Origin of the sequence: Marivirga tractuosa (assembly GCF_042140215.1) — a bacterium.
GTDB classification, from domain to species: domain Bacteria; phylum Bacteroidota; class Bacteroidia; order Cytophagales; family Cyclobacteriaceae; genus Marivirga; species Marivirga tractuosa_A.
In genome coordinates this window covers 859225-881797 of the sequence record NZ_CP159478.1, presented here as the reverse complement: position 1 = coordinate 881797, position 22573 = coordinate 859225, and the positions used below count along the sequence as shown (strand labels likewise).

Below are 22573 nucleotides of genomic sequence, written 5' to 3'. Positions count from 1 at the left end.
CATGAAAACCATCATTCTAAGTCTAACATTCGTCTTCCTGCTCGCAGGACATGGAATGGCGCAAACTGCCGAATCTCAAAAAACAGCAGAGACTACTCAAAAAAGTGAGACTGTTAAGCTGAAAGTCACCGGTCTCACTTGTGCGGGCTGTGCAAGTCATCTGTATAAAGTCTTGAAAGAAACAAAAGGGGTTGTCGACAATTCGGTGGAATATCCCGGGGATATAGCTGTAGTGGATTATGACCCCGAACAAACTCAACCCGAGAAGCTTATAGCAGCTATTGAAGAAAAGACCAGCTATAAAGCTGTAGTACTAAAACCTAACAACAACGAATAATGGAAAAAGAAATCGTTTTACAATCCACTATTACCTGTCCTAATTGTGGACATCAAAAAGAAGAAACAATGCCAACAGATGCATGTCAGTACTTCTATGAGTGTGAAAGCTGCAAACAAGTCTTAAAGCCAAAAGACGGGGATTGCTGTGTGTATTGCAGTTATGGAACTGTCGCATGTCCTCCTATTCAGGAAGGTGGAAAAAGTAGCTGTTGTTCATGAAATATGATGTAATTGTCATCGGATCGGGAATGTCAGGGATGACCATAGCCAATAAGTGTGCTAAGAAAGGATTGAAGACTGCTGTTACAGACTCCAGACCTTACGGTGGTACATGCGCATTACGAGGTTGTGATCCCAAGAAAATATTGGTTGGAGCTGCAGAAATCATTGACCGGGCCAATAAAATGAAGGGGATCGGTATTCAAGGAGATAGCTCTATTAACTGGCAAGACTTGATGGCTTACAAAAACGACTTTGTTGCCAAAATGCCGAAAGGTGTAGAGAAAGGTTATGAAAAAGCGGGTGTAGACATGTATCACGGAGCAGCCAGCTTTGAATCGGAAGACACTGTCCGCATTGGAGACAACCTATTGGAAGCAGATAAAATTGTAATTGCTACAGGTGCACGACCTGTAATCCTGAATATACCTGGAGGTGGCTTACCCATAGACAGCACAGATTTTCTAAACCTGGAAGAGCTTCCTAAGGAAATTACTTTTATAGGAGGTGGATATATAGCGATGGAGTTTGCTCATCTGGCTGCCAGAGCAGGAAGTAAAGTAACCATAATTCACAGAGGCAAAACGCCCTTGGAAAACTTTGAAACCGATATAGTGAAGCATTTGGTAAATGCCACTGAAGAATTGGGGATTGAACTTCACCTTGAGTCGGATGTGGTTGCAGTTGAAAAAACTGATAACGGGCTTACCGTAAAGGCAGCATCAAAAAATGGTGAAAAAACTATTCAAACGGACTTAGTAGTTAATGCTGCCGGCAGAGTGCCTGAATTGGATGGCATGAACCTTGAAAAGGCCAATGTTTCTTACAGCAAAAAAGGAATACAGGTAAACGAATACTTGCAAAGCAAAACCAATCCATCAGTATACGCTGCGGGAGATGCAGCGGACAGCCATGGTCTAAACCTCACACCCGTTGCTGTTATGGAAGGGCATGCTGTGGCTGCCAATATTATTCGCGGTAATTCCAAAACACCAGACTACATCGAAATGCCCAGCGCAGTGTTCACCTTACCAACTTTGGCATCTGTAGGGATGACGGAAAAGCAGGCAAAAGAAGCAGGTAAAGAATATCGGGTAAAAGATGGCTCAGCATCAAACTGGTACAATGCCAAACGAATCAATGAATCAACTTACGCTTATAAAGTAATTTCCGACAATGAGGGGCACATTTTAGGAGCGCACATTATTGGTCCTCACGCAGAGGAAATGATCAACCTTTTTGCAATGGCTATTCGAGGTAAACTAACAGTTGCAGACATCAGGAACATGGTTTATGCCTATCCATCGATGGGATCGGATATTGGGTCAATGGTTTAATTTAAATTAGAAAATCACAAAATATGTTGTTGACCACCCTAGTCGGAAAAGTACTTTTAACAAAACGAGAAGTATTATGCTACCCAAAGACCTAACAAAGGATATAAAAACACGATTGCAAAGCATCAAGGGCCAAATGGACGGTTTGATAAAAATGCTGGATGAAGGGAAAGATCCGGAAAAAATTCTCCTACAATTCAAAGCAGCAAGGAATGGCCTAGATAAAGCACACTACCTTTTACTGGACGAAACATTTCGAAAATCCCTGGCCATTAATATTTCCGAAACTTCAAGTGCTTGTCCTGGCAATTGTGGTAATGAAGAGCAAATAGAGATGCTACGACAACAATTTCCCGCCATTGAAGTGGAGGATCTTACTGAAAAAATGAAAGAAATTGCTCGACTAAAAAAGCACCTGGATCGCTTTAATAAATTGGATCAAAAATAATTCCTAAACCTCATAATTCCATTGTTCGTCAATAGCATAATACATTTTTTCAATTTCTTGGTGCATAATAGATAATACAAACTCCCAACAATGCAATTAATGCTCCGATTATGTCATATTTGTCTGGGGAGTAATTATCAAATTTCATTGACCACAACAATGACATAACAATGAATATTCCACCATACGTTGCGTAAACTCTGGCAAAATTTTGTGTTTGAAATGTTGCTACAACACCATAAAGAGCGAGTATGAATCCACCCAGGATTCCATACCATGCGGGTTTTTCTTCTCGTAACCATAACCAGATGAGGTAGCCACCACCTATTTCACAAAGGCCTGCAAGTAGAAATAATGGAATCGATTTTAATACTGACATAAATAAACAGATTTCATTCCCTTAATTTCGTTAAATTTTCTGGCTTAACCAGTATATATTTAATGCCTTAACACACTGCCGCCCCTTACTTTTTGCTTCACTACAAAATAAATCTATACTTTCTGATTTTTCTTCTTGGTTACCACCCCCTACCTGAACTTACCTTTGAATTGTTCTTATCCGGAGAGAACCTCAAACATATAAAACAGAACATTTTAAAAGGAGGAAAAGATGAAAAGACAAGTAGAAATATTTACAGCAAACTGCCCTGTTTGCGACCCGGTAGTTCAAATGGTGAAAGATTTGGCTTGTGAGCAATGCGAGATCACCATTTATGATTTGGTGAAGCAGTGTGAGGACAAGACCTGTCTGAGCAAGCTGGAAGAATATGGGATCAATAAAGTACCTGCTATTGCTGTGAATGGCTCACTTTTATCCTGCTGTGAAAATCAGGGGATTTCTAAAGAAGAGCTGATCAAAGCGGGCATAGGACAAGGATAAAAGTAGGTAAGGCACGGCTTACCTGATTTATTTTCCCTTGCTGCCGTTGCTGGTGAGGGAATTTATTTAAATCACGCAAATCATGAAACCTTTAAATAATGACTTACAGCAATGTATTGACAATTGTAACGCATGTATCACCGCAGCACGCATCTGTCTGGATCAGCACTTAGGCGAGTCGGACATGAAAAAGTGCCACCAGCTTTGCCTGGACTGTATCGCGCTGTGTACGGCATGTACACAGATGCTGGCTTCCCAGTCCGATTACGCGAGCAGGGTTTGTGCCATTTGCGCTGACCTATGCAAAGCCTGTGCAGAAGAATGCGGCAAATTTGACAGTGAGGTGTGCAAGCAGTGTGCTGAAAAATGTGAAGCCTGCGCAGAAAGTTGCGCTAAAATGGCGGCCTAATTTTATGAGGGTATTAAAATCACTAAAACAGGATTTCGTCAGCATAGCTTCCTTGTTTACATCAGTATCTACCTTGCTGTGCTGTGCCCTTCCGTCATTACTCGTAGCGGTGGGTATGGGAGCGGTAGTGGCCGGAATGGTTTCGGACTTTCCGGCATTGATCTGGTTGAGCAAGTATAAGGAATGGACTTTTCTGGCAGCAGGTATTTTGATCGGATTCAACTTTTGGCTTTTTTATGGCCGCAAAAGAGACCAGGTCTGTGAAATAGACGAATATGGCAATGAGACACCATGTGATACAGCCGCCCGGTGGAGTAAAATTATCCTATGGATATCCTTTGGTTTATACCTTCTCGGACTATTCTCAGCTTACCTGCTACTACCAATTCAACAATTTTTAGGACTTTAAAATAATACGATGAAAAGAACAGCCTTTTTAATATTACTAACTGTTACAGCCATTTCTAAGGTCAGCGCTCAGGGACACGGGCCCTTTATGGTTTACAAACCCCCACCTTGGCAAAAGGAGGATTTGACTTTAATGCAGCAGCTATGAGCCTGGCTACCGAAGATGATCAATCCTTTATGCTTAGGTACATCTGGTCGTATGGCGTGACGGAAGATCTGCAAATTAATATTACTACACCCACCATGATCAACAGATTGTCTGAAGCACCCAGAACAAGAGGTAACAACAACATGCCAGCAAATGGCGACATAGAAGCATCGGTCTGGTACCGTTTCTTTTCCAATGCATTTGGGGTTGGCAAACGCTTTGAATCCACGGCTATTTTAAGTGTTTCGACACCTACAGAAGAAACTAGGAGTGGTATCAATGTAAGCAACTCCATTCATGGAGCAATCTCTACCGGATATGCTTCACGTACCTGGTATGCCTGGGTTGGCGGTGGTTATCAATATTATTTCGAGGAGGGTAATGAGCAGCTGGGAGATCTGCCTTATGCCAGCCTTGTGATAGGCTACCGCCCAAACATCTTTATGGGGGATTACCCAAAACCCGACTGGCGTGTTTTTGTAGAGTCATTAGCAGAGTTTCCAGGCACTAGTACCAGTGAAGGTCAGCTTATCCCCATTGATCAAAGAGGAAAAAAAGTAATGATTGGCCCTTCATTCCTGGGGCTTTATGGAGCTTGGGGTATATCCTTTGGAGCATTATTTCCGCTCTATCAGGATATAACACAGGGTCCAAAGAGGAATACAGGCTTTCAATGAACATTAGTTATTGGTTATAAATTTTAAAAAACAGAAGAAAATGAAAAGATTAGGAATAATAGCATTGTTGACAATTTTTAGTTTGAGCGGTGTAATGGCTCAGTTGATCAAAGTAGATCAAGAGGTCTTTGGAATGGATTGTGCACCTTGTGCCTATGGCCTGGAGCGTGGACTCAAGAAAATGGATGGGCTGGAAAGTGTAACAGTAAGCCTCAATGATGGTAAAGCTTATCTTAAGCTTGCTTCCGACAATGAACTGACCTTACAAAAAATCCAGAAAGAAGTGAAGAACAATGGGTTTTCTGCCAAAAATGCAGAAGTTACATTACAAGGAGAATTGCTTAAAGAGGGTAATGAATGGAAGGTTAAGGTCAATGAAGAAACATTCATTGTCAGCGATGATACTCCCAGTGACATACTATCTAAGCTTAATCCCGGCAATATCCAGTTAAAAGGATTGGTAAAAGACGAAGAAGATGATGAGTTAAATGGTATTTGGACTATTAAGATTCTTGAAGTCTTAACATCTTAGTGTATTCTTTATGAAGAAAAATAGCTTGTTAAGGCTAAGCCTGGTTTCTGCCATTGCTCCATTCTTTTGTTGCTGGGGACCTGCCATGCTCACTACCATGGCAGGTGTATCTGGCGCATTCTCGTGGTTTTCATGGCTACACCCTCTAAGGCCTTATTTGTATGCGGTCGCTTTTTTGTCACTGGGTTTTACATTCTATAAAACCTACCCTCCGAAAAGGAAAACTCAAAGCTGTGAGAATTGTAAAAATGGAACAAATAAAAATATGCCGAGCATGGTTTTTTTGTGGATTACTACGCTGCTTGTACTTTCTATGTTTGTTTTGAACTATCTTGAATTATGATTAATGGCATCCAAAATTTTATAACTTTTTCAGAAAATTCTATAACAATAGTATAATTAATTGATTGTATATTTGCTCCATTAACGTAAAAGAGTTATTTTCAAACTATTTAAAAGAGAATTGCGTTAAGCAGTATCAAATGAAAAAAGTCATTTCTATATTTCTCCTATTCATAATGCTAGCCAGTAGCAGTGGAGTAACTATGGCTACACATCTTTGCGGTGAGCATGTAGCCAAAATGGCAATTACTTTCGGTCAAACTGACTTGAATTGTGGCATGGACCAAATGGAAATGGACTGCACTAAGGAAAACAGCCATACCGGACATCAATTTCAAGGCAAAGGCTGTTGCGAAAATCAGTATGCCTCAATGGAATTTGATGAAGCTACTACAACGAAAATTGTACTAAAATCCATCCAATTAGATTTTCTTGTGGCATTTGCTTATACCTATTTGGGTATAAATCCTTTTGCTGTTGATGCAGATACACAATATTTAAATTATTCCCCACCCAAGCTGAGTCAGGACATTCATGTGCTGTACCAGTCATTCCTTATTTAGATTGCATAATATAATGTTTAATACGCATAGAGGCATATCCTTTATTGCGCAAACCTCTGTTTCAGGGGTTTTATAACTGTTTTGATGGTTCATTTTCACAAAATCATATTATGCTTAATAAAATTATTAAATACTTCCTTGAGAATAAGTTAGTTACCGTTCTCATCTTAATTGGCTTCATTGCCTGGGGCATTGTAACGGCACCATTTGGCTGGCAGGTGGGTGCATTGCCCTCCGATCCTGTACCGGTTGATGCCATTCCTGATATTGGCGAAAACCAGCAGATTGTCTTTACCCAGTGGCAAGGCCGGTCGCCACAAGACATAGAAGACCAAATTTCGTATCCGTTGACTACCTATTTACTAGGTATCCCGGGCGTAAAATCCATCCGAAGCACTTCGATTTTTGGCTTCTCCAGCATCTTTATCATTTTTAGTGAAGATGTAGAGTTTTACTGGTCTCGCTCACGAATTATCGAGAAGCTCAATGCCCTACCCAGGGATTTGTTACCCGAAGGGGTGCAGCCCGCCCTTGGCCCTGATGCAACAGCCCTTGGTCAGGTGTACTGGTACACCATTGAAGGCCGGGACAAACAAGGCAACCCTACAGGTGGTTGGGATTTGCACGAAATACGCACCGTCCAGGATTTCTACGTGAAATATGGATTGAACGCCACAGAAGGTGTATCGGAGGTAGCATCCATTGGTGGGTTTATACAGGAGTATCAGATTGACGTCAATCCCGATGCTCTGAAGGCTTACAATATCCCGCTACATAAAGTGATGCAGGCCGTACTTAAATCCAACCGGGATGTAGGTGCCAAAACCATCGAAATCAACCAGGCAGAGTACCTAGTCCGGGGATTGGGCTATATCAAAAAAGTAGAAGACATTGAAAAGGCGGTAGTGGCCGTTCAGGAAAATGTTCCCATCCGTATTAAAGACATAGGTGTAGTTACCTTGGGCCATCCACCCGTAGAGGCCTGCTGGATAAAGATGGTGCTGAAGTGGTAGGTGGCGTAGTGGTGGCCCGCTATGGTGCCAATCCCTTGCAGGTCATTAACAACGTCAAGGATAAGATCAAAGAAATAGCCCCGGGACTGCCTAAAAAAACGTTGGCAGATGGAAGGGAAAGCCAGTTGACTATCGTTCCGTTTTATGACCGCTCCGAGCTTATTTATGAAACATTGGGAACCCTGGAAGAAGCCATTTCGCTTCAAGTGCTCATTACCATTTTGGTAGTGATCGTGATGGTGTATAATCTCAGGGCTTCATTTCTCATTTCAAGTATCCTGCCGATTGCGGTATTGATGGTATTTATAGCCATGCGCTATTTTGGTGTTGATGCCAACATAGTTGCACTTTCAGGTATTGCCATTGCCATTGGTACGATGGTGGATTTGGGAGTTATACTTTCTGAAAACATTATTAAACATATAGATGAAGCTCCTCCCGGTCAAAAACTGATAGATACCATTTATAATGGAGCTTCAGAAGTGGGTACCGCTATTCTCACCGCTGTTTCTACCACAATTGTCAGCTTCATTCCGGTCTTTACCATGCAAGCTGCCGAAGGAAAGTTATTTGGGCCTTTGGCATTCACAAAGACCTTCGCTTTGGTAGCTGCGCTGTTGGTGAGTCTATTGATCATGCCTACCTTGGCACATTGGTTCTTTGGGTTCAAAATCAATAATAGGTTTCTTAAGAAATATGGTGGTTATGCATTAGTATTATTTGGAATTATAGGACTCTTTACCGCTCAGATATGGGGTGGTGTACTGCTGGTACTGTTTGGTGCAATCGCAATTGTAAAGAATATCTTTGACGCTAAAAAGGAACGCTTTTCCAGGCCTGTATTATTTCTCTTCAATTATGCCGAGCTGATCATTGTACTAATTGGCGTAACCTGGCTTTTAGCTAAATACTGGCTACCGCTAGGAGCCTCAAAGTCTCTGTTACTCAACTTTGTTTTTGTGACCTTATTGGTAGGATTTATCCTGGGGTCGTTCACGCTTTTAGAATATTACTACAAATCTATATTAAAATGGTGCCTGGATAATAAAATAACTTTTTTATTGATACCTACTTTCTTGATTTTGCTTGGCGCTAATGTTTGGTTGGGTTTTAATACCATTTTCGGGTTTATTCCTAAAGCATTGGACAATCTCGGCTGGGATGTCCGGACAACTACAGTTTGGTCAGGCTTGACCCATACTTTCCCGGGTGTAGGAAAAGAATTTATGCCTTCTCTGGACGAAGGAAGTTTCTTGCTCATGCCCACCTCCATGCCACATTCCGGTATTGAGTTCAACCGTAAAGTAGTTGGTCAGTTGGATATGCTCCTGACCAACATCCCGGAAGTAGAATTAACGGTAGGCAAATTAGGACGGGTAGAATCTGCCCTTGATCCGGCACCTATTTCCATGTACGAAAATGTCATCAACTATAAACCGGAGTACATGCTCAGTGAAAAAGGGCACCGAATAAGGTTCAAAGTTGATAAGGAAGATCGCTTCATACTCAATAGCGGTGATAGCCTTTCTAATGAAGAAGCCATTAACCGAGGTGTTGTTTTGGAGGAACTCATCCCTGATGATAACGGGAATTATTTCCGCAACTGGCGGCCGCAAATTGAATCTCCAGATGATATCTGGAATGAAATTGTTAAGGTCACCAAAATACCGGGAGTAACTTCAGCACCTAAGCTGCAGCCTATTGAAACCCGCTTGGTGATGCTACAAACAGGTATGCGAGCCCCCATGGGTATCAAAGTATATGGTCCGGATCTGAAAACGATAGAAGACTTTGGGCTGCAACTGGAGGAAGTGCTTAAAAATGTTCCTTCCGTAAAAGCGGAAGCCGTGTTTGCCGACAGAATTGTAGGTAAGCCCTATCTTCATCTTAACATCAACAGGGATGAGATTTCACGCTATGGGCTTAATGTGGAAGATGTACAGCAGACCATTGAAACAGCCATTGGAGGAATGAAAATTACTTCAACTGTGGAAGGAAGGGAGCGTTTTCCAGTGAGGGTACGTTATCCACGCGAACTCAGGGACGATCCTGAAGCATTGGGTAAGATCCTTTTGCCTACACCTACAGGAGCACAAATACCGATCAGCCAGGTGGTGGACTTTGAGTATGTGAGGGGACCACAGGCGATCAAAAGTGAGGAAACCTTTTTGGTGGGTTATGTACTATTTGACAAAAGGGACGGATACTCGGAAGTTGGAGTGGTGAATGATGCCCAGGCAGCTATTCAGGAAAGAATAGATACAGGTGATTTAGTCGTTCCTGCCGGGGTCAGCTACAAGTTCTCAGGAAGCTATGAAAATCAGGTAAGGGCTGAAAAGAGGCTTTCAATCATTGTTCCGTTGGTATTGGGTATCGTCTTCCTCATCCTTTACTTCCAATTCAAGTCTGTAGCGACTTCATTAATGGTGTTTACTGGTATTGCCATGGCATTTAGTGGAGGCTTTATCATGCTATGGTTGTATGGCCAGACCTGGTTTGCGGACTTCTCCCTTTTCGGTACGAATTTCCGAGACTTGTTCCAAATACATACTATCAATTTGAGCGTGGCTGTTTGGGTCGGGTTTATTGCCTTGTTTGGTATAGCCACTGATGATGGGGTATTAATGGCTACTTATTTAGATCAAAGTTTTAATCGTAATAAAACAGACAGTCTGAAAGGAATAAGAGCGGCAACAGTGGAAGCTGGTCAACGAAGAATAAAACCTGCCGTGATGACCTCCGCCACCACCATCATTGCCTTGCTGCCTATACTTACCTCAACGGGTCGCGGAGCAGACATCATGATCCCAATGGCTATTCCAGCATTCGGAGGTATGTTCTTCGCAGCCGTCACCTTCTTCATCGTGCCGGTTTTATACGCTATGAGGGAAGAAAGAAAATTTAAAAAGACACAACCATGAAGATTATTGTAAATATTGTAATACTTGTTTTTCTCGGAACCAGCGTAAGTCAGGCGCAGGTCCTGGATGACTATTTTAAAATAGCAGCGGAAAACAATCCGGGATTACAGGCGAAATATCGGGAATTTGAAGCGGCCATACAGAAGGTGGAGCAGGTAAATACTTTACCGGACCCTAATTTCTCTTTTGGTTATTTCATTTCACCGGTGGAAACGAGGGTACGACCACAAAAGGCAAGGTTTTCCCTAACGCAGATGTTCCCCTGGTTTGGGACGCTACGGGCACAGGGAAATGCCGCAGCTTTAATGGCGGAAGCAAAATATCAAGCCTTCTTAGACGCTCGGAATAGGTTGTATTACCAAGTGGCAGCGGCCTATTATCCGCTTTATGAACTTAATCAATGGAAAGAGATTGAGCGGGAGAATATTGAAATACTGGAGTCTTATAAAACCATTACCAACAAAAAGTTTGAAAATGGAGTGGGTACGATGGTTGACTTCTTGCGTGTGGATATTATGTTGAAAGACGCCACTACAAACCTTTCCATTCTGAACGATAAGGAAGCTCCTCTGCTGACCCGGTTTAATAAACTACTCAACAGAGAGGAGGACGCATTGGTAACCGTAGAGGATTCACTCGTTGCTCAAGCCTTGCCTGATAATTTCAGAAAGGACTCTTTGCTTACGAACAACCCTGTACTGGAAGAACTGGACTTAAAAATAGCCTCCAGTGAGGCAAGTGAGGAGGTCGCTTACAAACAAGGGCTTCCAAAATTTGGTGTAGGATTGGATTATGCTATTGTGGGAAACAGACCTGAAGTGGAACTTCCCGACAATGGTCAGGACATTCTAATGCCTATGGTTTCTGTCAGCATTCCCATTTTCAGGAGTAAATATAAAGCCGCTGTTAAAGAAGCACAGCTCATGCAGGAAAGCTATTCACTCCAAAAAAAGGACTTTGCCAATACCCTAACGTCAAACTACGAAATGGCCTGGTTTGAAATTCAACAACAGCAAGAATTGATTGAGCTATACGATCAACAAATTCAGGAATCCAATCAGGCTTTAAATCTATTATTTACGGCTTACAGTAATTCAGGAAATGAATTTGAAGAGGTACTGCGTATGCAACAGCAGCTCTTAAAATATGAAAAGATGAAGGCAACGGCCGCAACGCAGTACCAAATTGCCCTGGCCAAACTCAATTACTTAACTGCAAAAACATATTAAGATGAACACAAATAAAAAAATAATAATCATAGCACTGTCAACGCTGGCAATAGGTTTATTGCTGGGTTGGTTGATTTTTGGTGGTTCATCATCCGAAAGTAAAATGGATGATGAGCACCAGCACACTACAGAAATAGCCGGAGAGACCGTGTGAACCTGCTCCATGCATCCTCAGATCCGTCAGGGTGAACCCGGAGACTGCCCTATCTGTGGCATGGACCTTATTCCTTTGGAGGATGATCAGAATGAAGTACTTGACCCTATGGCAGTAAGTATGTCGCCTACCGCCATGCAACTGGCTGATATCAGAACGGCTGCTGTAGGAACCATGGATCCGGTTAAGTCGGTTAGGCTGAACGGAAAGGTACAGGAAGATGAGCGACTGGTTTTTTCTCAGTCTTCCCATATACCGGGCAGGATAGAAAAGCTGATGGTCAATTTCACAGGTGAGTTCGTAAGGAAAGGGCAGGCCATTGCTTATATATACTCTCCAGATTTGGTTACTGCACAGGAGGAATTATTTGAAGCACAAAAAATTAAAGATACACAGCCGCAATTGTTTAATTCCGCCAAAGAAAAGCTCAAAAATTGGAAACTTTCCGACAGTCAGGTAGAGCAAATTCTCAAAGTGGGGACACCGAAAGAGGAATTTGCTGTTCAAGCTGATGTTTCGGGCTATGTAACTGAGAAAATGGTAAATCTGGGTGATTACATCCGAAAGGGAGAGGCTATTTATGAGATTGCAGACCTTTCAAAGGTATGGGTATTGTTTGATGTTTATGAATCGGATATGCCCTGGATCAAAAAAGGTGATAAGGTAAACTTTACAGTGGCCTCTCTACCGGGAGAGACATTTGAAGGTAAGATAACCTTCCTGGATCCTGTTATTGATCCTAAGACAAGAGTAGCAAAAGCAAGGGTAGAAGTGCCCAACAAAGACAATCAGCTAAAACCTGAAATGTTTGCATCCGGTACGGTAGAAGCTACATTGCCGAAAAAGTCAAATAACATAGTGGTTCCCAAAACTGCTGTTATGTGGACAGGCAAGCGTTCGGTAGTTTATGTAAAAAATACCACTAGTAGTGGAGTAAGTTTCATGATGCGTGATGTGACGCTTGGGCCGGGTTTAGGTGACAGCTTTATTGTGGAGAGTGGCCTTGAAGAAGGTGAAGAGATAGCAGTCAATGGCACCTTCAGCATTGATGCGGCAGCACAGTTGGCTGGTAAGCCAAGCATGATGAATCCGGAAGGAGGCCCGGCAATGACAGGGCATAACCACGGGGGTATGGATACGCCAGCTTCGTCAGGCCAGGTCAAGAAAAAAGAGACTAAGCCAGTGTCAATTAGTCAGAAGGCGAAAGAAGCATTGCGGCCCTTTTATACTGAATACCTCAAATTTAAGGATGCCTTAACGGCTGATGAATTTGATCAGGCTCAAAAAGCCGCTTCTGATCTCAAAACAACACTGGATAAGGTGAATATGGCTGCTTTTACCGGTGAGTCACACAATGCCTGGATGAGCTATAGCAGCGACCTGAAAAATGCACTGCAACATGTTCAGCACCTTAAAACGATAGCCGAACTACGCACTACATTTCAGAAGGTATCTGAAGGAATGATTGCCATGACCAAAGCCTTTAAACCCATGGACCAGACACTGTACGTTCAGTTTTGCCCTATGGCAGATGATAATAAGGGAGCAAATTGGTTGAGTACCGAAGAGGAAATCCGCAATCCCTACTTCGGAGAATCTATGCTCACTTGCGGAGAGGTTGAAAACATATTAAAATAATCTATAACCCCATATTCAAATGAAACAATTCATATTAATAACACTTGTTACAATTTTCTGGAGCTGTGGTACATCAGACCATAATTCTAATGAAAATAATCATTCCGATCATACTGAAGATGTATCGCAAGACAATAAAAATAAACCTAAAAGCCCTAAGCAAACGGCTATGGTAAATATAGGCGATAACCACATTCACATTGAATATAGTGCTCCGAGCGTAAGAAACCGTCAGATATTTGGAGGGCTGGTGGCTTATGATGAAGTATGGGTAGCGGGTGCACACAAGGCAACTAACATTACTTTTCAGGAAGATGTAATTATTAATGAAAAGCTTATTCCGGCAGGCAAATATGGGTTTTATACTATACCGGGACAAGAGAAATGGACGATCATATTAAATGAAGTCTGGGACATGCATTTGGCTGATGATTATAACCAGCAAAAAGACATTTTACGATTTGCCACTATTTCCCAACAGCTGGAAGAACCCGTTGAGACTTTAACCTATAACCTGGAAGTATTAGAAGAAAACACAGCCAGAATATCCTTAAGTTGGGCTGACAGGCAAATCTCTTTTGAAGTTAATAACGCTCAATGAGAAAGAACAATCAATATTATGTAAGAAAAACGCACCGGTGGTTAGGCGTAATCATTGGAGTGCAATTTCTTTTTTGGACTATTAGCGGCCTTTACTTTAGTTGGACCGATATAGATGAGATCCACGGTGATCATTTTATTGAAGAACATCGAAATCATACCGCAGCTATCGGCATACTACCCATACTGGATAGCACCGTTCAGATCAATGATATCTCCTTGAGGTTCATAGGTGAGCAGTCATACTTCTTTATAAATGACTCACTGCTTATTCACAGTCAAACTGGCTTGAAGAAGAATGGTGTCACAAAGAAGGAGGCAGAGTCGATAGCAAGAAAGCACGTTATTAAACAATATGAGATCAAATCGAGTGAGATGCTTACCGAAGTGGGGTCACACCACGAGTATAGGGGCAGGCCTTTGCCTGTATGGGAGATAGAGTTTGACAGCCCTGAAAACCTGACTGCCTATGTGTCTCAAAGAGACGGAAGTTTTCAAAGAGTAAGGCATCGCGCCTGGAGATGGTTTGATTTTTTATGGATGAGCCATACCATGGACTACGAAGGCAGAGATGACTTCAATAATTGGCTGTTGAGAATATTTTCTGTTTTTGGTTTGCTAACCGTACTCTCTGGCTTTACTCTATTCTTTATGACCAATAAAAAGAGAATTAAGAAAAAGGCTTTATAGGTATCATCGTATGAAAGAATGTTGCAAAACAGGGGATGAAAAAGCCCCTTCAAAATTAAAAAAAATGGGCTGGACGTATCATCTGGGGTGTAGTAATTCTCCTGGTGACTGGGATAGCCCTTATTCAAATGTTTAACTTTAAATAACAATAAAATGAGAACAAAAACAATTTTAGCAATGGCCCTGGCTTTAGTAAGCTTTGGAGCATTTGCTCAGCACGATCACGGTAGTCAAGGCGACAAAAAGGAAATGGGTCAGAAAATGGAGCCTACGTTCAAAGACAAAAATCTTGGCACAGCCTACGGTCATTACATCCATCTGAAAGAAGCCCTGGTAGCATCACAGACTGATGAGGCCAAAAAGGCTGCAATTAAACTGGAAGCGTCTTTAGGCGAAGTAGACAAGGGTCAGGCAGCTAAAGCAGAGGTAACAAAGGTGGTTTCGGCTACTGCTTTGGATGACCAGCGAAAAGCCTTCGCTTCGTTGAGTAATGAAATGACCACTTTAGTGAAAGATGGTGAACTCTCAATGGGAGAAGTATACCTTGAGTATTGCCCCATGGCAAATAACAATTCAGGAGCCTACTGGCTTTCAAATCAGAAGGAAATCAAAAACCCATACTTCGGGGACAAAATGCTGAAGTGTGGAAGTGTAAAAGAAACAATCAAGTAACTATTAAATAATAATAAATAAGATCTTAAGACGTGACGTAAATTTTTGAAAAAATAAAAGTTTGCGTTTTGTCCATGGACACTAAACAGTCAAAAAAAATGAAAACGACACTATTAACAATCGGATTAGCATTGACAATTATCTCATGCAACAACTCAAAAACAGAACAAAAAGCAGCTGACAACACAGCGGAAACGGCTGCAAAAGCAGAGAATACAGCTACCAATGATCAAGAAGGTGGAAAAGCTATAACACCTGTCCTTGATGCTTATCTGGCAGTGAAGAATGCCCTTGTGAATGACAATCAAGAGGAAGCTGCCAAAGCGGGAGGTACACTGGCTACTGCTTTGGAAGGTCTTGATATATCTCAATTTGATGCTGATAAGCAAACTGAGCTGCAGGAGATTGTGGAAGTAGCCAAAAATCACGGTGAGCATATCGCAGAGAGCGAAATTGGGCATCAAAGAGAGCATTTTGAGGCCTTGAGCCAGGATATAAAAGATATGACTGCTATTGTCGGTACAGACACGGCACATACTACCAGTATTGCCCTATGTACAACGATAACAAAGGTGGTATGTGGTTAAGTGCCAGTGAGGAAATTAAAAATCCACTATTTGGTGCTAAGATGATGAAGTGTGGCAAAGTACAGGAAGTCATCAGCTTGTAAGAGCGGTCATGAAAAAGGCAGCTATAATTATTTTGATTTTGAGCATAGGGATACAATTTATTCCTATGCCCAAAAATCAGAGCAATGAAGTACCAAAAACGGACTTTTTACAAACGATTGAGGCACCTGTTAACATTCAGCAGATGATAAAAGCCTCTTGCTATGACTGCCATAGCAACAATACAAACTATCCCTGGTACGGCAGGGTTCGTCCGTTTGCGTGGTTACTGCAGCAGCACATTGATGAGGGCAAGGACGAACTTAACTTCTCCACCTTTCAGGAATATTCCGGGCGAATGCAACGTGAAAAAATTCGCTCCATGATTTCACAAATCAGTGATGGTAAGATGCCCCTGAAAGAATACCTCTGGATGCATCCGGAGGCAGAACTGACCAATGATGAAAAGGAACAATTAATTAAATATTTGGAAAAACTAAATCCCTAATAACTAAAAGAAGTAACACCATGAAGAATTTTTTATATCTGCTCACAGCGTTAATACTGGCTTCCTCTTGTAATTCGCCCACCTCGGATGAAAATCAGAAAACTGAGATGAAACAGGAAGAAGTAATTGATTTAGCCACAGAAGTGCAGGCAGTTAAAAAAGTAATGAAGACTTACAAAGAAACCCTGGAAAGTTTGGATGTGACAGATTCCTACGCATTGTTCACCGAGGATTCGGAGGTACTGGAACAAGGAAAAATAGAAGGAACCTACCGAGACTATATCGCCAATCACATTGCACCAACTTGGTCATTTTGAATCATTCACTTTTAGTGAATATGAAATATCGGTAGTGTTGGATATGCCCTATGCATTCACGACTGAGTCCTATATCTATAACATTGTTTTGACGGAAGATGGCCGCAAGGTCGAGCGTAAAGCAACGGCCACATCAATTTTGAAAAAAATGGATGATGAATGGAAAATTATCAAAACCCATAGCTCATCAAGAGCAGTGAAATAATTAGTGATAAAATCAAATATTATGAAAAATTCAAAAATTTCACTTTTAATATGCATCCTGTTGACAAGTGTGTTTTCAGTACAGGCTCAAAACCTTACAGAAAAGTCAGGTGAAGGAAATGTGGATAACCTTCCGGTTAGGGAATACACGATCACGCTTAAACAGGAAATGGTCAACAAAGCCGGCAAAGATGTTAAAGGAATGACTGTTAATGGCAGCATTCCCGGGCCTACCCTCCGGTTCACTGAAGGAGAGTATGCCGTGATCTACGTAAAAAACGAAATGGACGTGGAAACCTCAGTTCATTGGCATGGACTGCTTTTACCTAATTTTTATGATGGGGTACCCTACTTGACCACTCCACCCATCGAGCCGGGCCATACCCAAAAATATGAATTCCCTTTAAAGCAATCCGGTACATACTGGTACCATTCGCATACCATGCTTCAGGAACAAAGTGGGGTTTACGGCTCTATTGTCATTCAACCAAAGGAAGAGCCCCTTGAATATGATAAAGAGTTGGTGATGGTGCTTTCAGACTGGACAAATGAAAATCCAATGAGCGTTCTTCGTTTTCTAAAAAGAGGAACGGAGTGGTATAACTGGCGAAAAGGAACGGCCACGCCACTGAACCAGGTAATCGCTCGTGGAGCACTGGGTGCACAGCTTAATTTTTGGAGGCAGAGAATGGAAAGTGCCGACATAGCAGATATTTATTACCCGGCTTTTTTGGTGAATGGCGAGCAAAAGCAAGAATACCCTGACTTCAAACCAGGTGAAAAAGTAAGGTTACGGATTATCAATGGCGCAGCTTCAACGCAGTTTTGGATGACCTTTGGTGGTGGAAATCCCACTATTGTTTCTGCCGATGGTCTTAATGTGGAGCCTGTTGCCCACAACAAGACCTTCATCGCCATAGCCGAAACGTATGATTTCATTGTGACTATTCCAGAAGAAGGCAAAATGGAATTTAAAATCACTGCGCAAGATGGATCCGGTACCGCATCCGCATTTCTGGGGCAAGGTGAAATGCTACCAGCACCTGCGGTGCCCCGGCCAGATAAAATTGCAATGATGAAGCAAATGTCCAAAATGGATATGCGTATGGGAGCCCCAGCCCTGAAATTCCGTCCAAAAAAAGTTGACCCTGAAAAAATGATGCGAAACTGGGGAATGCAGATGAAGGATGGAATGAGCGGCATGAACATGGACAACACGAAAAGTGACATATCAATGCATCAGGGGATGGATATGAAAAAGGACGATCCTGAAGAAACTAAAATGAGCGGAATGGGTGATGATAAAATGATGCAAACCTCACCACCATCAACCAATATGGAATCTGCAGAAATGGGCGGAATGAATATGTTTTCAGAATATAACTATGATTACCTCAAGTCTACAGAAAATACAACCTACTCGGAGGATGTTCCCGTAAAAGAAATTCTCTTAAATCTGACAGGTAATATGAGCCGCTATATCTGGAGTATGAATGGCATACCACTTTCTGAAACCGATAAGATTAAGATCAATGAAGGAGAAGTAACAAGGATTACTTTCAATAACCTTACCATGATGCACCACCCAATGCACTTACATGGTCATTTTTTCAGGGTAATCAATGAGAATGGAGATTATTCACCATTAAAGCATACCGTGAATGTGCCACCGATGCAAAAGGTAACGATTGAGTTTTATGGAAATGAATACGGTGACTGGTTCTTCCACTGTCATATCCTTTATCATATGATGGGTGGTATGGCACGTGTAGTAAGCTATGATACGCCAAGAGATCCACGAATGGAGCCATATCCCGTGTCCAAACTTGTGCATGAAACCAATCAGTTTTATACCTGGGGAATGGCTGATATTGCCTCCCACACTGGCGCACTAAATGTGGTTTCATCCAACATCCGAAACCAGTTCAATTTTTCGCTGGAATATGGCTGGAATGAAAATGTAGAAACTGAATTTTCTTATGAATATTATCTTTACGATTATGTGCGTGTCTTTGGGGGTGTAAATGTTGAAAATACCACACGAAATAGTCTGAATGATATAAAAACCACGGCAGTGGCCGGTATTCGATTGTTCACCCCTTATATGTTTAATGTGGACTTGCGAATTGATAACGAATTGAGACCAAGAGTAGGTATAGGTCGATCTGTAATGCTTTTCCCAAGATTTATTGTTTTTGGCTATTATGAATATCAGCTAGATGCCGGTTGGGTAAATGATCTTGAGAGCAATGTGGGCTATACTCAGGAAATTGTGTGGAACGCAGGTGCGGAGTTTCTCCTATCTAAAAACTTTTCTCTAATGGGTAGTTTTGACAATCGCTTCGGTGCTGGTGGAGGACTCTCGATAAGATTTTGATTAAAAAATTAAGGTTATAACAATTAAACTATAAAACCAAAAAGATGGAAAACAAACAAAAAAACGATAGCAATTACCTTAAATTTTTCGCAATGATAGCCACATCAATGGTGGCCATGTTCTTTCTAATGTACACCCATTCTTATCAAATCATTGATCATTTCTGGTTTAGCGAAACCAGGTTTTTTATGACACTGATCATGGCCGGTTCCATGATCATCATAATGCTTCTGTATATGCTGAATATGTATAAAAAGCGAGGAGCAAACATAGCAATCATCGGCTTGGGTATCGTATTGATTGCCGGTGGTATAGGATTGGTGAGAAGTCAGGTAACCGTCACGGGTGTTGACTACATGGAAGGAATGATTCCACATCATTCAATTGCTATTTTGACAAGTGAGCGTGCTCAAATAAAGGATGTACGGGTAAGGAAACTCGCTGACGAAATTATTAAAGCCCAACGCAGGGAAATTATGGAAATGCAATGGTTGATCAACGACATCAGAGAAAATGGTGTGGTGGAGACAGAAGAGGAAAAGAAAAACAGACCCTTACCTGAGTTTGAAGGTAAGTTAGATGAAGAAACGCGAGACCCAAATAAATAATAGGGAGGCTAAGGAAATCACAGAAACTCACAAAAGGGAGATCGATCAATTGAAAAAATCAGAAAACCCTCCATCAAATATTAGATCACATAGAAAAATCAAATGTCAAATTATGAAAAAGTTAAACAAAATAGTCATCAATTTTTTTACTCTTTTAATAATGGTAGTTCTTACCAGTTCCTGTAGCAATCAAAGTCAAAAAGCGGATCAGGATCATGGTGAAATGATGGATAGTGACCAGACCGAAATGATGGAAGGTGATAATGATCACATGCATGAAGAAGGGCAGTCTGACGAGCACATGTTGAATGATACCACGTCCATGGAAATGAATGGAGAAAATGAGAGCATGATGAATGATTAGTACTCGATTCCTCCGAATTTATAGATGCCGAATAAATTAATAAGCCAAATACTGGTCATTTTAAGCTAGGAAAGTCCTGACGGGAGCGCTTTAACTTATAGTATAGTGATCGCTCCTTGGTCAGGCACCATAAATTAAAAAGAAATAATGTCTGAATACAAAGAAAATAGTCTTAGTCTCACTGGAGCGGTCGCACTAGGTACAGGCGTGATGATCGGTGCTGGAATTTTTGCCTTATTAGGTCAGGTAGCTGAGTTATCAGGGGCACTTTTTCCGGTCGCTTTTCTCATAGGTGCAGTTATATCGGGATTTAGTGCCTACTCGTATATTAAAGTATCTAATGAATACCCCTCTGCAGGCGGTATAGCAATGATCCTTAAGAAGGCTTACGGCAGGAGCACCATGACTGCTGCTGCCTCCCTGCTAATGGCCTTCTCCATGATCATCAATGAGAGTTTAGTGGCTAGGACTTTCGGTACCTACACCCTACAGCTTTTTGATGTGGGGGATGATTCTTTTCTGGTACCTATCCTCGGAGTTGTACTTTTAGTGATTGCCTTTTTAGTCAACATCTCAGGAAATAACATCATTGGTAAATCGTCACTTGTTATGGCGATTATAAAAATTGGGGGGATTGCCATTTTTGCTATTGGTGGTCTATGGGCAGCTGGGTTTTATTTAGAACAAGCTTTGCCACAGCCGCAGGCACAAGAAAAATATTCGATTGCCAGCTATTTAGGAGCACTAGCCCTATCTATATTAGCCTATAAAGGGTTTACCACTATTACGAATAGTGGTGGAGAAGTTAAAAATCCTCATAAAAACGTTGGTAGAGCTATTATCATCTCACTACTCATCTGTTTAGTGATCTATTTGCTCGTTTCGTTAGCGGTCTCTGTTAATTTATCAATTCCTAAGATAATAGAAGCTAAGGATTATGCTTTAGCCGAGGCTTCACGCCCGGCCTTTGGTAAGTATGGTTTATGGTTTACAGTAGGTATTGCTATTGTAGCCACTGTTTCAGGAATTATTGCCAGCATTTTTGCTGTGTCGCGAATGACTGCCATGCTTACGGATATGGAGTTAATTCCGCATAGCCATTTAGGGATGCCCGGAAGAATTCAAAAGCATATGCTGGTTTACGTTGTAGTCGTAGCCATCATTCTTACCGTATTTTTTGATCTCAGTAGGATTGCTTCTTTAGGTGCTATCTTCTATCTTATTATGGACATTGCCATACACTGGGGAGTTCTCAAGCATCTCCGTAAAGAAGTAAAAGCTAAAGCTGCAATAGTCATTACAGCGATTATTCTGGATACGGTGGTTCTTGGAGCTTTTTTATGGGTGAAGGGTACCAGTGATATTTTGGTCGTTATTGTTGCGGCTGTCTCCATGGTATTGATTTTTGCAGGTGAAAAGTGGTTTTTAAGTGTTAAGGAAAACGCTGAATCTGACACCTAGTATTGTTACAAGCTTAATTCACAACAAAAATTACTGAGAAATGAAGCGTGGGGAGAGATTGGCTATGGTATTATGTGGCTTTTTGTAGTTGCACTGATAGAGGGCATCTCCTACACCAAAAGCTTTAACGGGATATTCTATCATGTCGTAGCTGTACCAGCTGGGATAGCGGCTATTTATAAATTTGTGATAGGCTTTAGGAAAAGCATGAGGGTTAAAGAGAGTAAATAATGAGAACACAATAAAGCCGCTTCAGAGTTAGTTTGACGTTTTGGAAAAATAGGTTATATGAATTTTGTTATTCTATTGTTGACAATCTTGCTATTAGTGATAGTAATTTGGCCAATGTATTTGCTATTTCCAGGATGACAACGATGCTTACCGAAATGAAGCTGACACCTCATAAGCATTTTGGAATGCCGGGTAACCTGCAACAGCATATGTTGACTTATACCATAGTCATCGCCATCACCTTGACCATATTTTTTGATCTCAGCAGAATTGCATCTTTAGGAGCAATTTTATCTGATAATGGATATCATTATACAATGGGGTGTTTTTAAACATTTGCGGAAAGAAATCAAGGCAAACGGAGCTATACTTTTGACCACTATTGTGCTTGATGTAGTTGTTTTGGCGGCCTTCATTTGGATGAAAGCACAGAATGACATGCTACTCATTATTGTATCAGCAGTTTTTCTAACGCTGATTATCGTTGGGGAAAAGTGGTTTTTGAAAATGAGGAAAGATAAAGCGGAATTAAGTAAAAACTAAGGCAGAAAATTATGATGGATCACGGAACAAATTTTGGTATGCACGGTGGTGTCTGGATGTGGCTCTTTTGGGGGCTGTTGCTGGTAGTATTAGTACTTTTAATTGTCTGGTTGGTAAAGCAGATACGGAAATA

At 41.4% G+C, this 22573-nt stretch carries 25 protein-coding genes and 2 pseudogenes; 26 read left to right on the top strand and 1 reads right to left on the bottom strand.

Features of this window, described 5'->3' with window-relative positions; genetic code table 11:
* Window position 1 precedes the first annotated feature (1 nt).
* From ABWH96_RS04005 to ABWH96_RS03990, 4 genes are all read left to right on the top strand, one after another.
* Complete coding sequence (locus ABWH96_RS04005; RefSeq protein ID WP_375580209.1) at window positions 2-337, top strand: heavy-metal-associated domain-containing protein; 336 nt, start codon at window positions 2-4, stop codon at window positions 335-337.
* On the top strand, window positions 337-558 hold the full coding sequence (locus ABWH96_RS04000; RefSeq protein ID WP_317489925.1) for a GDCCVxC domain-containing (seleno)protein: 222 nt from the start codon (window positions 337-339) through the stop codon (window positions 556-558). The genes ABWH96_RS04005 and ABWH96_RS04000 overlap by 1 nt, the downstream gene beginning before the upstream one ends.
* On the top strand, window positions 555-1895 hold the full coding sequence (locus ABWH96_RS03995) for a dihydrolipoyl dehydrogenase family protein (protein ID WP_375580208.1): 1341 nt from the start codon (window positions 555-557) through the stop codon (window positions 1893-1895). Before ABWH96_RS04000 ends, ABWH96_RS03995 begins: the two co-directional genes overlap by 4 nt.
* Window positions 1896-1971: 76 nt before the next feature.
* Window positions 1972-2343, top strand: a complete 372-nt coding sequence (locus ABWH96_RS03990) for a metal-sensitive transcriptional regulator (protein WP_375580207.1) — start codon at window positions 1972-1974, stop codon at window positions 2341-2343.
* A gap of 49 nt (window positions 2344-2392) precedes the next feature.
* Here ABWH96_RS03990 and ABWH96_RS03985 read toward each other — a convergent pair whose 3' ends face one another.
* Window positions 2393-2722 (bottom strand): YnfA family protein, encoded by a 330-nt coding sequence (locus tag ABWH96_RS03985; protein ID WP_375580206.1) that lies wholly within the window; start codon window positions 2720-2722, stop codon window positions 2393-2395.
* 231 nt (window positions 2723-2953) lie between these two features.
* Between ABWH96_RS03985 and ABWH96_RS03980 the strand changes: the two genes are divergently transcribed.
* From ABWH96_RS03980 to ABWH96_RS03875, 22 genes and pseudogenes are all read left to right on the top strand, one after another.
* Entirely contained in the window at window positions 2954-3223 is a 270-nt protein-coding gene (locus tag ABWH96_RS03980; RefSeq protein ID WP_375580205.1) for a thioredoxin family protein, read from the top strand.
* Between the two features lie 413 nt (window positions 3224-3636).
* Complete coding sequence (locus tag ABWH96_RS03975) at window positions 3637-4041, top strand: hypothetical protein (RefSeq protein ID WP_375580204.1); 405 nt, start codon at window positions 3637-3639, stop codon at window positions 4039-4041.
* A gap of 107 nt (window positions 4042-4148) precedes the next feature.
* Window positions 4149-4865 (top strand): hypothetical protein, encoded by a 717-nt coding sequence (locus tag ABWH96_RS03970; protein ID WP_375580203.1) that lies wholly within the window; start codon window positions 4149-4151, stop codon window positions 4863-4865.
* Window positions 4866-4905: 40 nt separating this feature from the next.
* Window positions 4906-5397, top strand: a complete 492-nt coding sequence (locus ABWH96_RS03965; RefSeq protein WP_375580202.1) for a heavy-metal-associated domain-containing protein — start codon at window positions 4906-4908, stop codon at window positions 5395-5397.
* Window positions 5398-5407: 10 nt separating this feature from the next.
* Window positions 5408-5740, top strand: coding sequence for a mercuric transporter MerT family protein (locus tag ABWH96_RS03960; protein ID WP_375580201.1), 333 nt, complete (start codon window positions 5408-5410; stop codon window positions 5738-5740).
* A gap of 139 nt (window positions 5741-5879) precedes the next feature.
* Window positions 5880-6302, top strand: coding sequence for a hypothetical protein (locus tag ABWH96_RS03955; RefSeq protein WP_375580200.1), 423 nt, complete (start codon window positions 5880-5882; stop codon window positions 6300-6302).
* A 110-nt stretch (window positions 6303-6412) separates the two neighbouring features.
* A pseudogene (locus tag ABWH96_RS03950) lies at window positions 6413-10236 on the top strand (efflux RND transporter permease subunit).
* Window positions 10233-11465 carry a TolC family protein gene (locus ABWH96_RS03945; protein WP_375580199.1) on the top strand — a complete coding sequence of 411 codons (1233 nt, stop codon included), beginning with the start codon at window positions 10233-10235 and terminating at the stop codon, window positions 11463-11465. The pseudogene ABWH96_RS03950 and the gene ABWH96_RS03945 overlap by 4 nt, the downstream one beginning before the upstream one ends.
* A gap of 1 nt (window position 11466) precedes the next feature.
* Window positions 11467-13257, top strand: a pseudogene (locus ABWH96_RS03940) (efflux RND transporter periplasmic adaptor subunit).
* A 19-nt stretch (window positions 13258-13276) separates the two neighbouring features.
* The gene (locus tag ABWH96_RS03935; RefSeq protein ID WP_188467850.1) at window positions 13277-13858 is read left to right on the top strand and encodes a DUF2911 domain-containing protein; all 582 of its coding nucleotides are present in this window, start codon (window positions 13277-13279) and stop codon (window positions 13856-13858) included.
* On the top strand, window positions 13855-14547 hold the full coding sequence (locus ABWH96_RS03930) for a hypothetical protein (protein WP_188467851.1): 693 nt from the start codon (window positions 13855-13857) through the stop codon (window positions 14545-14547). Before ABWH96_RS03935 ends, ABWH96_RS03930 begins: the two co-directional genes overlap by 4 nt.
* A 153-nt stretch (window positions 14548-14700) precedes the next feature.
* Window positions 14701-15219 carry a DUF3347 domain-containing protein gene (locus tag ABWH96_RS03925; protein ID WP_375580198.1) on the top strand — a complete coding sequence of 173 codons (519 nt, stop codon included), beginning with the start codon at window positions 14701-14703 and terminating at the stop codon, window positions 15217-15219.
* A gap of 98 nt (window positions 15220-15317) precedes the next feature.
* A complete protein-coding gene (locus ABWH96_RS03920; RefSeq protein ID WP_375580197.1) occupies window positions 15318-15806 on the top strand; it encodes a DUF3347 domain-containing protein in 489 nt (162 codons plus the stop codon).
* A 91-nt stretch (window positions 15807-15897) separates the two neighbouring features.
* A complete protein-coding gene (locus ABWH96_RS03915; protein ID WP_188467854.1) occupies window positions 15898-16335 on the top strand; it encodes a heme-binding domain-containing protein in 438 nt (145 codons plus the stop codon).
* 20 nt (window positions 16336-16355) lie between these two features.
* Window positions 16356-16652, top strand: a complete 297-nt coding sequence (locus ABWH96_RS03910) for a hypothetical protein (protein WP_375580196.1) — start codon at window positions 16356-16358, stop codon at window positions 16650-16652.
* Window positions 16630-16857 carry a nuclear transport factor 2 family protein gene (locus ABWH96_RS03905; protein WP_375580195.1) on the top strand — a complete coding sequence of 76 codons (228 nt, stop codon included), beginning with the start codon at window positions 16630-16632 and terminating at the stop codon, window positions 16855-16857. The genes ABWH96_RS03910 and ABWH96_RS03905 overlap by 23 nt, the downstream gene beginning before the upstream one ends.
* A gap of 21 nt (window positions 16858-16878) precedes the next feature.
* A complete protein-coding gene (locus ABWH96_RS03900) occupies window positions 16879-19233 on the top strand; it encodes a multicopper oxidase domain-containing protein (RefSeq protein ID WP_340152627.1) in 2355 nt (784 codons plus the stop codon).
* 245 nt (window positions 19234-19478) lie between these two features.
* Window positions 19479-19841 (top strand): DUF305 domain-containing protein, encoded by a 363-nt coding sequence (locus ABWH96_RS03895; RefSeq protein WP_375580194.1) that lies wholly within the window; start codon window positions 19479-19481, stop codon window positions 19839-19841.
* Between the two features lie 112 nt (window positions 19842-19953).
* Window positions 19954-20205, top strand: coding sequence for a hypothetical protein (locus ABWH96_RS03890; protein WP_375580193.1), 252 nt, complete (start codon window positions 19954-19956; stop codon window positions 20203-20205).
* Between the two features lie 147 nt (window positions 20206-20352).
* The gene (locus ABWH96_RS03885; RefSeq protein ID WP_375580192.1) at window positions 20353-21666 is read left to right on the top strand and encodes an APC family permease; all 1314 of its coding nucleotides are present in this window, start codon (window positions 20353-20355) and stop codon (window positions 21664-21666) included.
* A 365-nt stretch (window positions 21667-22031) separates the two neighbouring features.
* Window positions 22032-22229 carry a hypothetical protein gene (locus ABWH96_RS03880; protein WP_375580191.1) on the top strand — a complete coding sequence of 66 codons (198 nt, stop codon included), beginning with the start codon at window positions 22032-22034 and terminating at the stop codon, window positions 22227-22229.
* Window positions 22198-22440 (top strand): hypothetical protein, encoded by a 243-nt coding sequence (locus ABWH96_RS03875; RefSeq protein ID WP_375580190.1) that lies wholly within the window; start codon window positions 22198-22200, stop codon window positions 22438-22440. The genes ABWH96_RS03880 and ABWH96_RS03875 overlap by 32 nt, the downstream gene beginning before the upstream one ends.
* Window positions 22441-22573: the final 133 nt, after the last annotated feature.

Coding starts and splice junctions, on each gene's coding strand:
- ABWH96_RS04005 (WP_375580209.1), top strand. CDS start 2: ATGAAAACCATCATTCTAAGTCTAACATTCGTCTTCCTGCTCGCAGGA.
- ABWH96_RS04000 (WP_317489925.1), top strand. CDS start 337: ATGGAAAAAGAAATCGTTTTACAATCCACTATTACCTGTCCTAATTGT.
- ABWH96_RS03995 (WP_375580208.1), top strand. CDS start 555: ATGAAATATGATGTAATTGTCATCGGATCGGGAATGTCAGGGATGACC.
- ABWH96_RS03990 (WP_375580207.1), top strand. CDS start 1,972: ATGCTACCCAAAGACCTAACAAAGGATATAAAAACACGATTGCAAAGC.
- ABWH96_RS03985 (WP_375580206.1), bottom strand. CDS start 2,722: ATGTCAGTATTAAAATCGATTCCATTATTTCTACTTGCAGGCCTTTGT.
- ABWH96_RS03980 (WP_375580205.1), top strand. CDS start 2,954: ATGAAAAGACAAGTAGAAATATTTACAGCAAACTGCCCTGTTTGCGAC.
- ABWH96_RS03975 (WP_375580204.1), top strand. CDS start 3,637: ATGAGGGTATTAAAATCACTAAAACAGGATTTCGTCAGCATAGCTTCC.
- ABWH96_RS03965 (WP_375580202.1), top strand. CDS start 4,906: ATGAAAAGATTAGGAATAATAGCATTGTTGACAATTTTTAGTTTGAGC.
- ABWH96_RS03960 (WP_375580201.1), top strand. CDS start 5,408: ATGAAGAAAAATAGCTTGTTAAGGCTAAGCCTGGTTTCTGCCATTGCT.
- ABWH96_RS03955 (WP_375580200.1), top strand. CDS start 5,880: ATGAAAAAAGTCATTTCTATATTTCTCCTATTCATAATGCTAGCCAGT.
- ABWH96_RS03945 (WP_375580199.1), top strand. CDS start 10,233: ATGAAGATTATTGTAAATATTGTAATACTTGTTTTTCTCGGAACCAGC.
- ABWH96_RS03935 (WP_188467850.1), top strand. CDS start 13,277: ATGAAACAATTCATATTAATAACACTTGTTACAATTTTCTGGAGCTGT.
- ABWH96_RS03930 (WP_188467851.1), top strand. CDS start 13,855: ATGAGAAAGAACAATCAATATTATGTAAGAAAAACGCACCGGTGGTTA.
- ABWH96_RS03925 (WP_375580198.1), top strand. CDS start 14,701: ATGAGAACAAAAACAATTTTAGCAATGGCCCTGGCTTTAGTAAGCTTT.
- ABWH96_RS03920 (WP_375580197.1), top strand. CDS start 15,318: ATGAAAACGACACTATTAACAATCGGATTAGCATTGACAATTATCTCA.
- ABWH96_RS03915 (WP_188467854.1), top strand. CDS start 15,898: ATGAAAAAGGCAGCTATAATTATTTTGATTTTGAGCATAGGGATACAA.
- ABWH96_RS03910 (WP_375580196.1), top strand. CDS start 16,356: ATGAAGAATTTTTTATATCTGCTCACAGCGTTAATACTGGCTTCCTCT.
- ABWH96_RS03900 (WP_340152627.1), top strand. CDS start 16,879: ATGAAAAATTCAAAAATTTCACTTTTAATATGCATCCTGTTGACAAGT.
- ABWH96_RS03895 (WP_375580194.1), top strand. CDS start 19,479: ATGTATAAAAAGCGAGGAGCAAACATAGCAATCATCGGCTTGGGTATC.
- ABWH96_RS03890 (WP_375580193.1), top strand. CDS start 19,954: ATGAAAAAGTTAAACAAAATAGTCATCAATTTTTTTACTCTTTTAATA.
- ABWH96_RS03885 (WP_375580192.1), top strand. CDS start 20,353: ATGTCTGAATACAAAGAAAATAGTCTTAGTCTCACTGGAGCGGTCGCA.
- ABWH96_RS03880 (WP_375580191.1), top strand. CDS start 22,032: ATGACAACGATGCTTACCGAAATGAAGCTGACACCTCATAAGCATTTT.
- ABWH96_RS03875 (WP_375580190.1), top strand. CDS start 22,198: ATGGATATCATTATACAATGGGGTGTTTTTAAACATTTGCGGAAAGAA.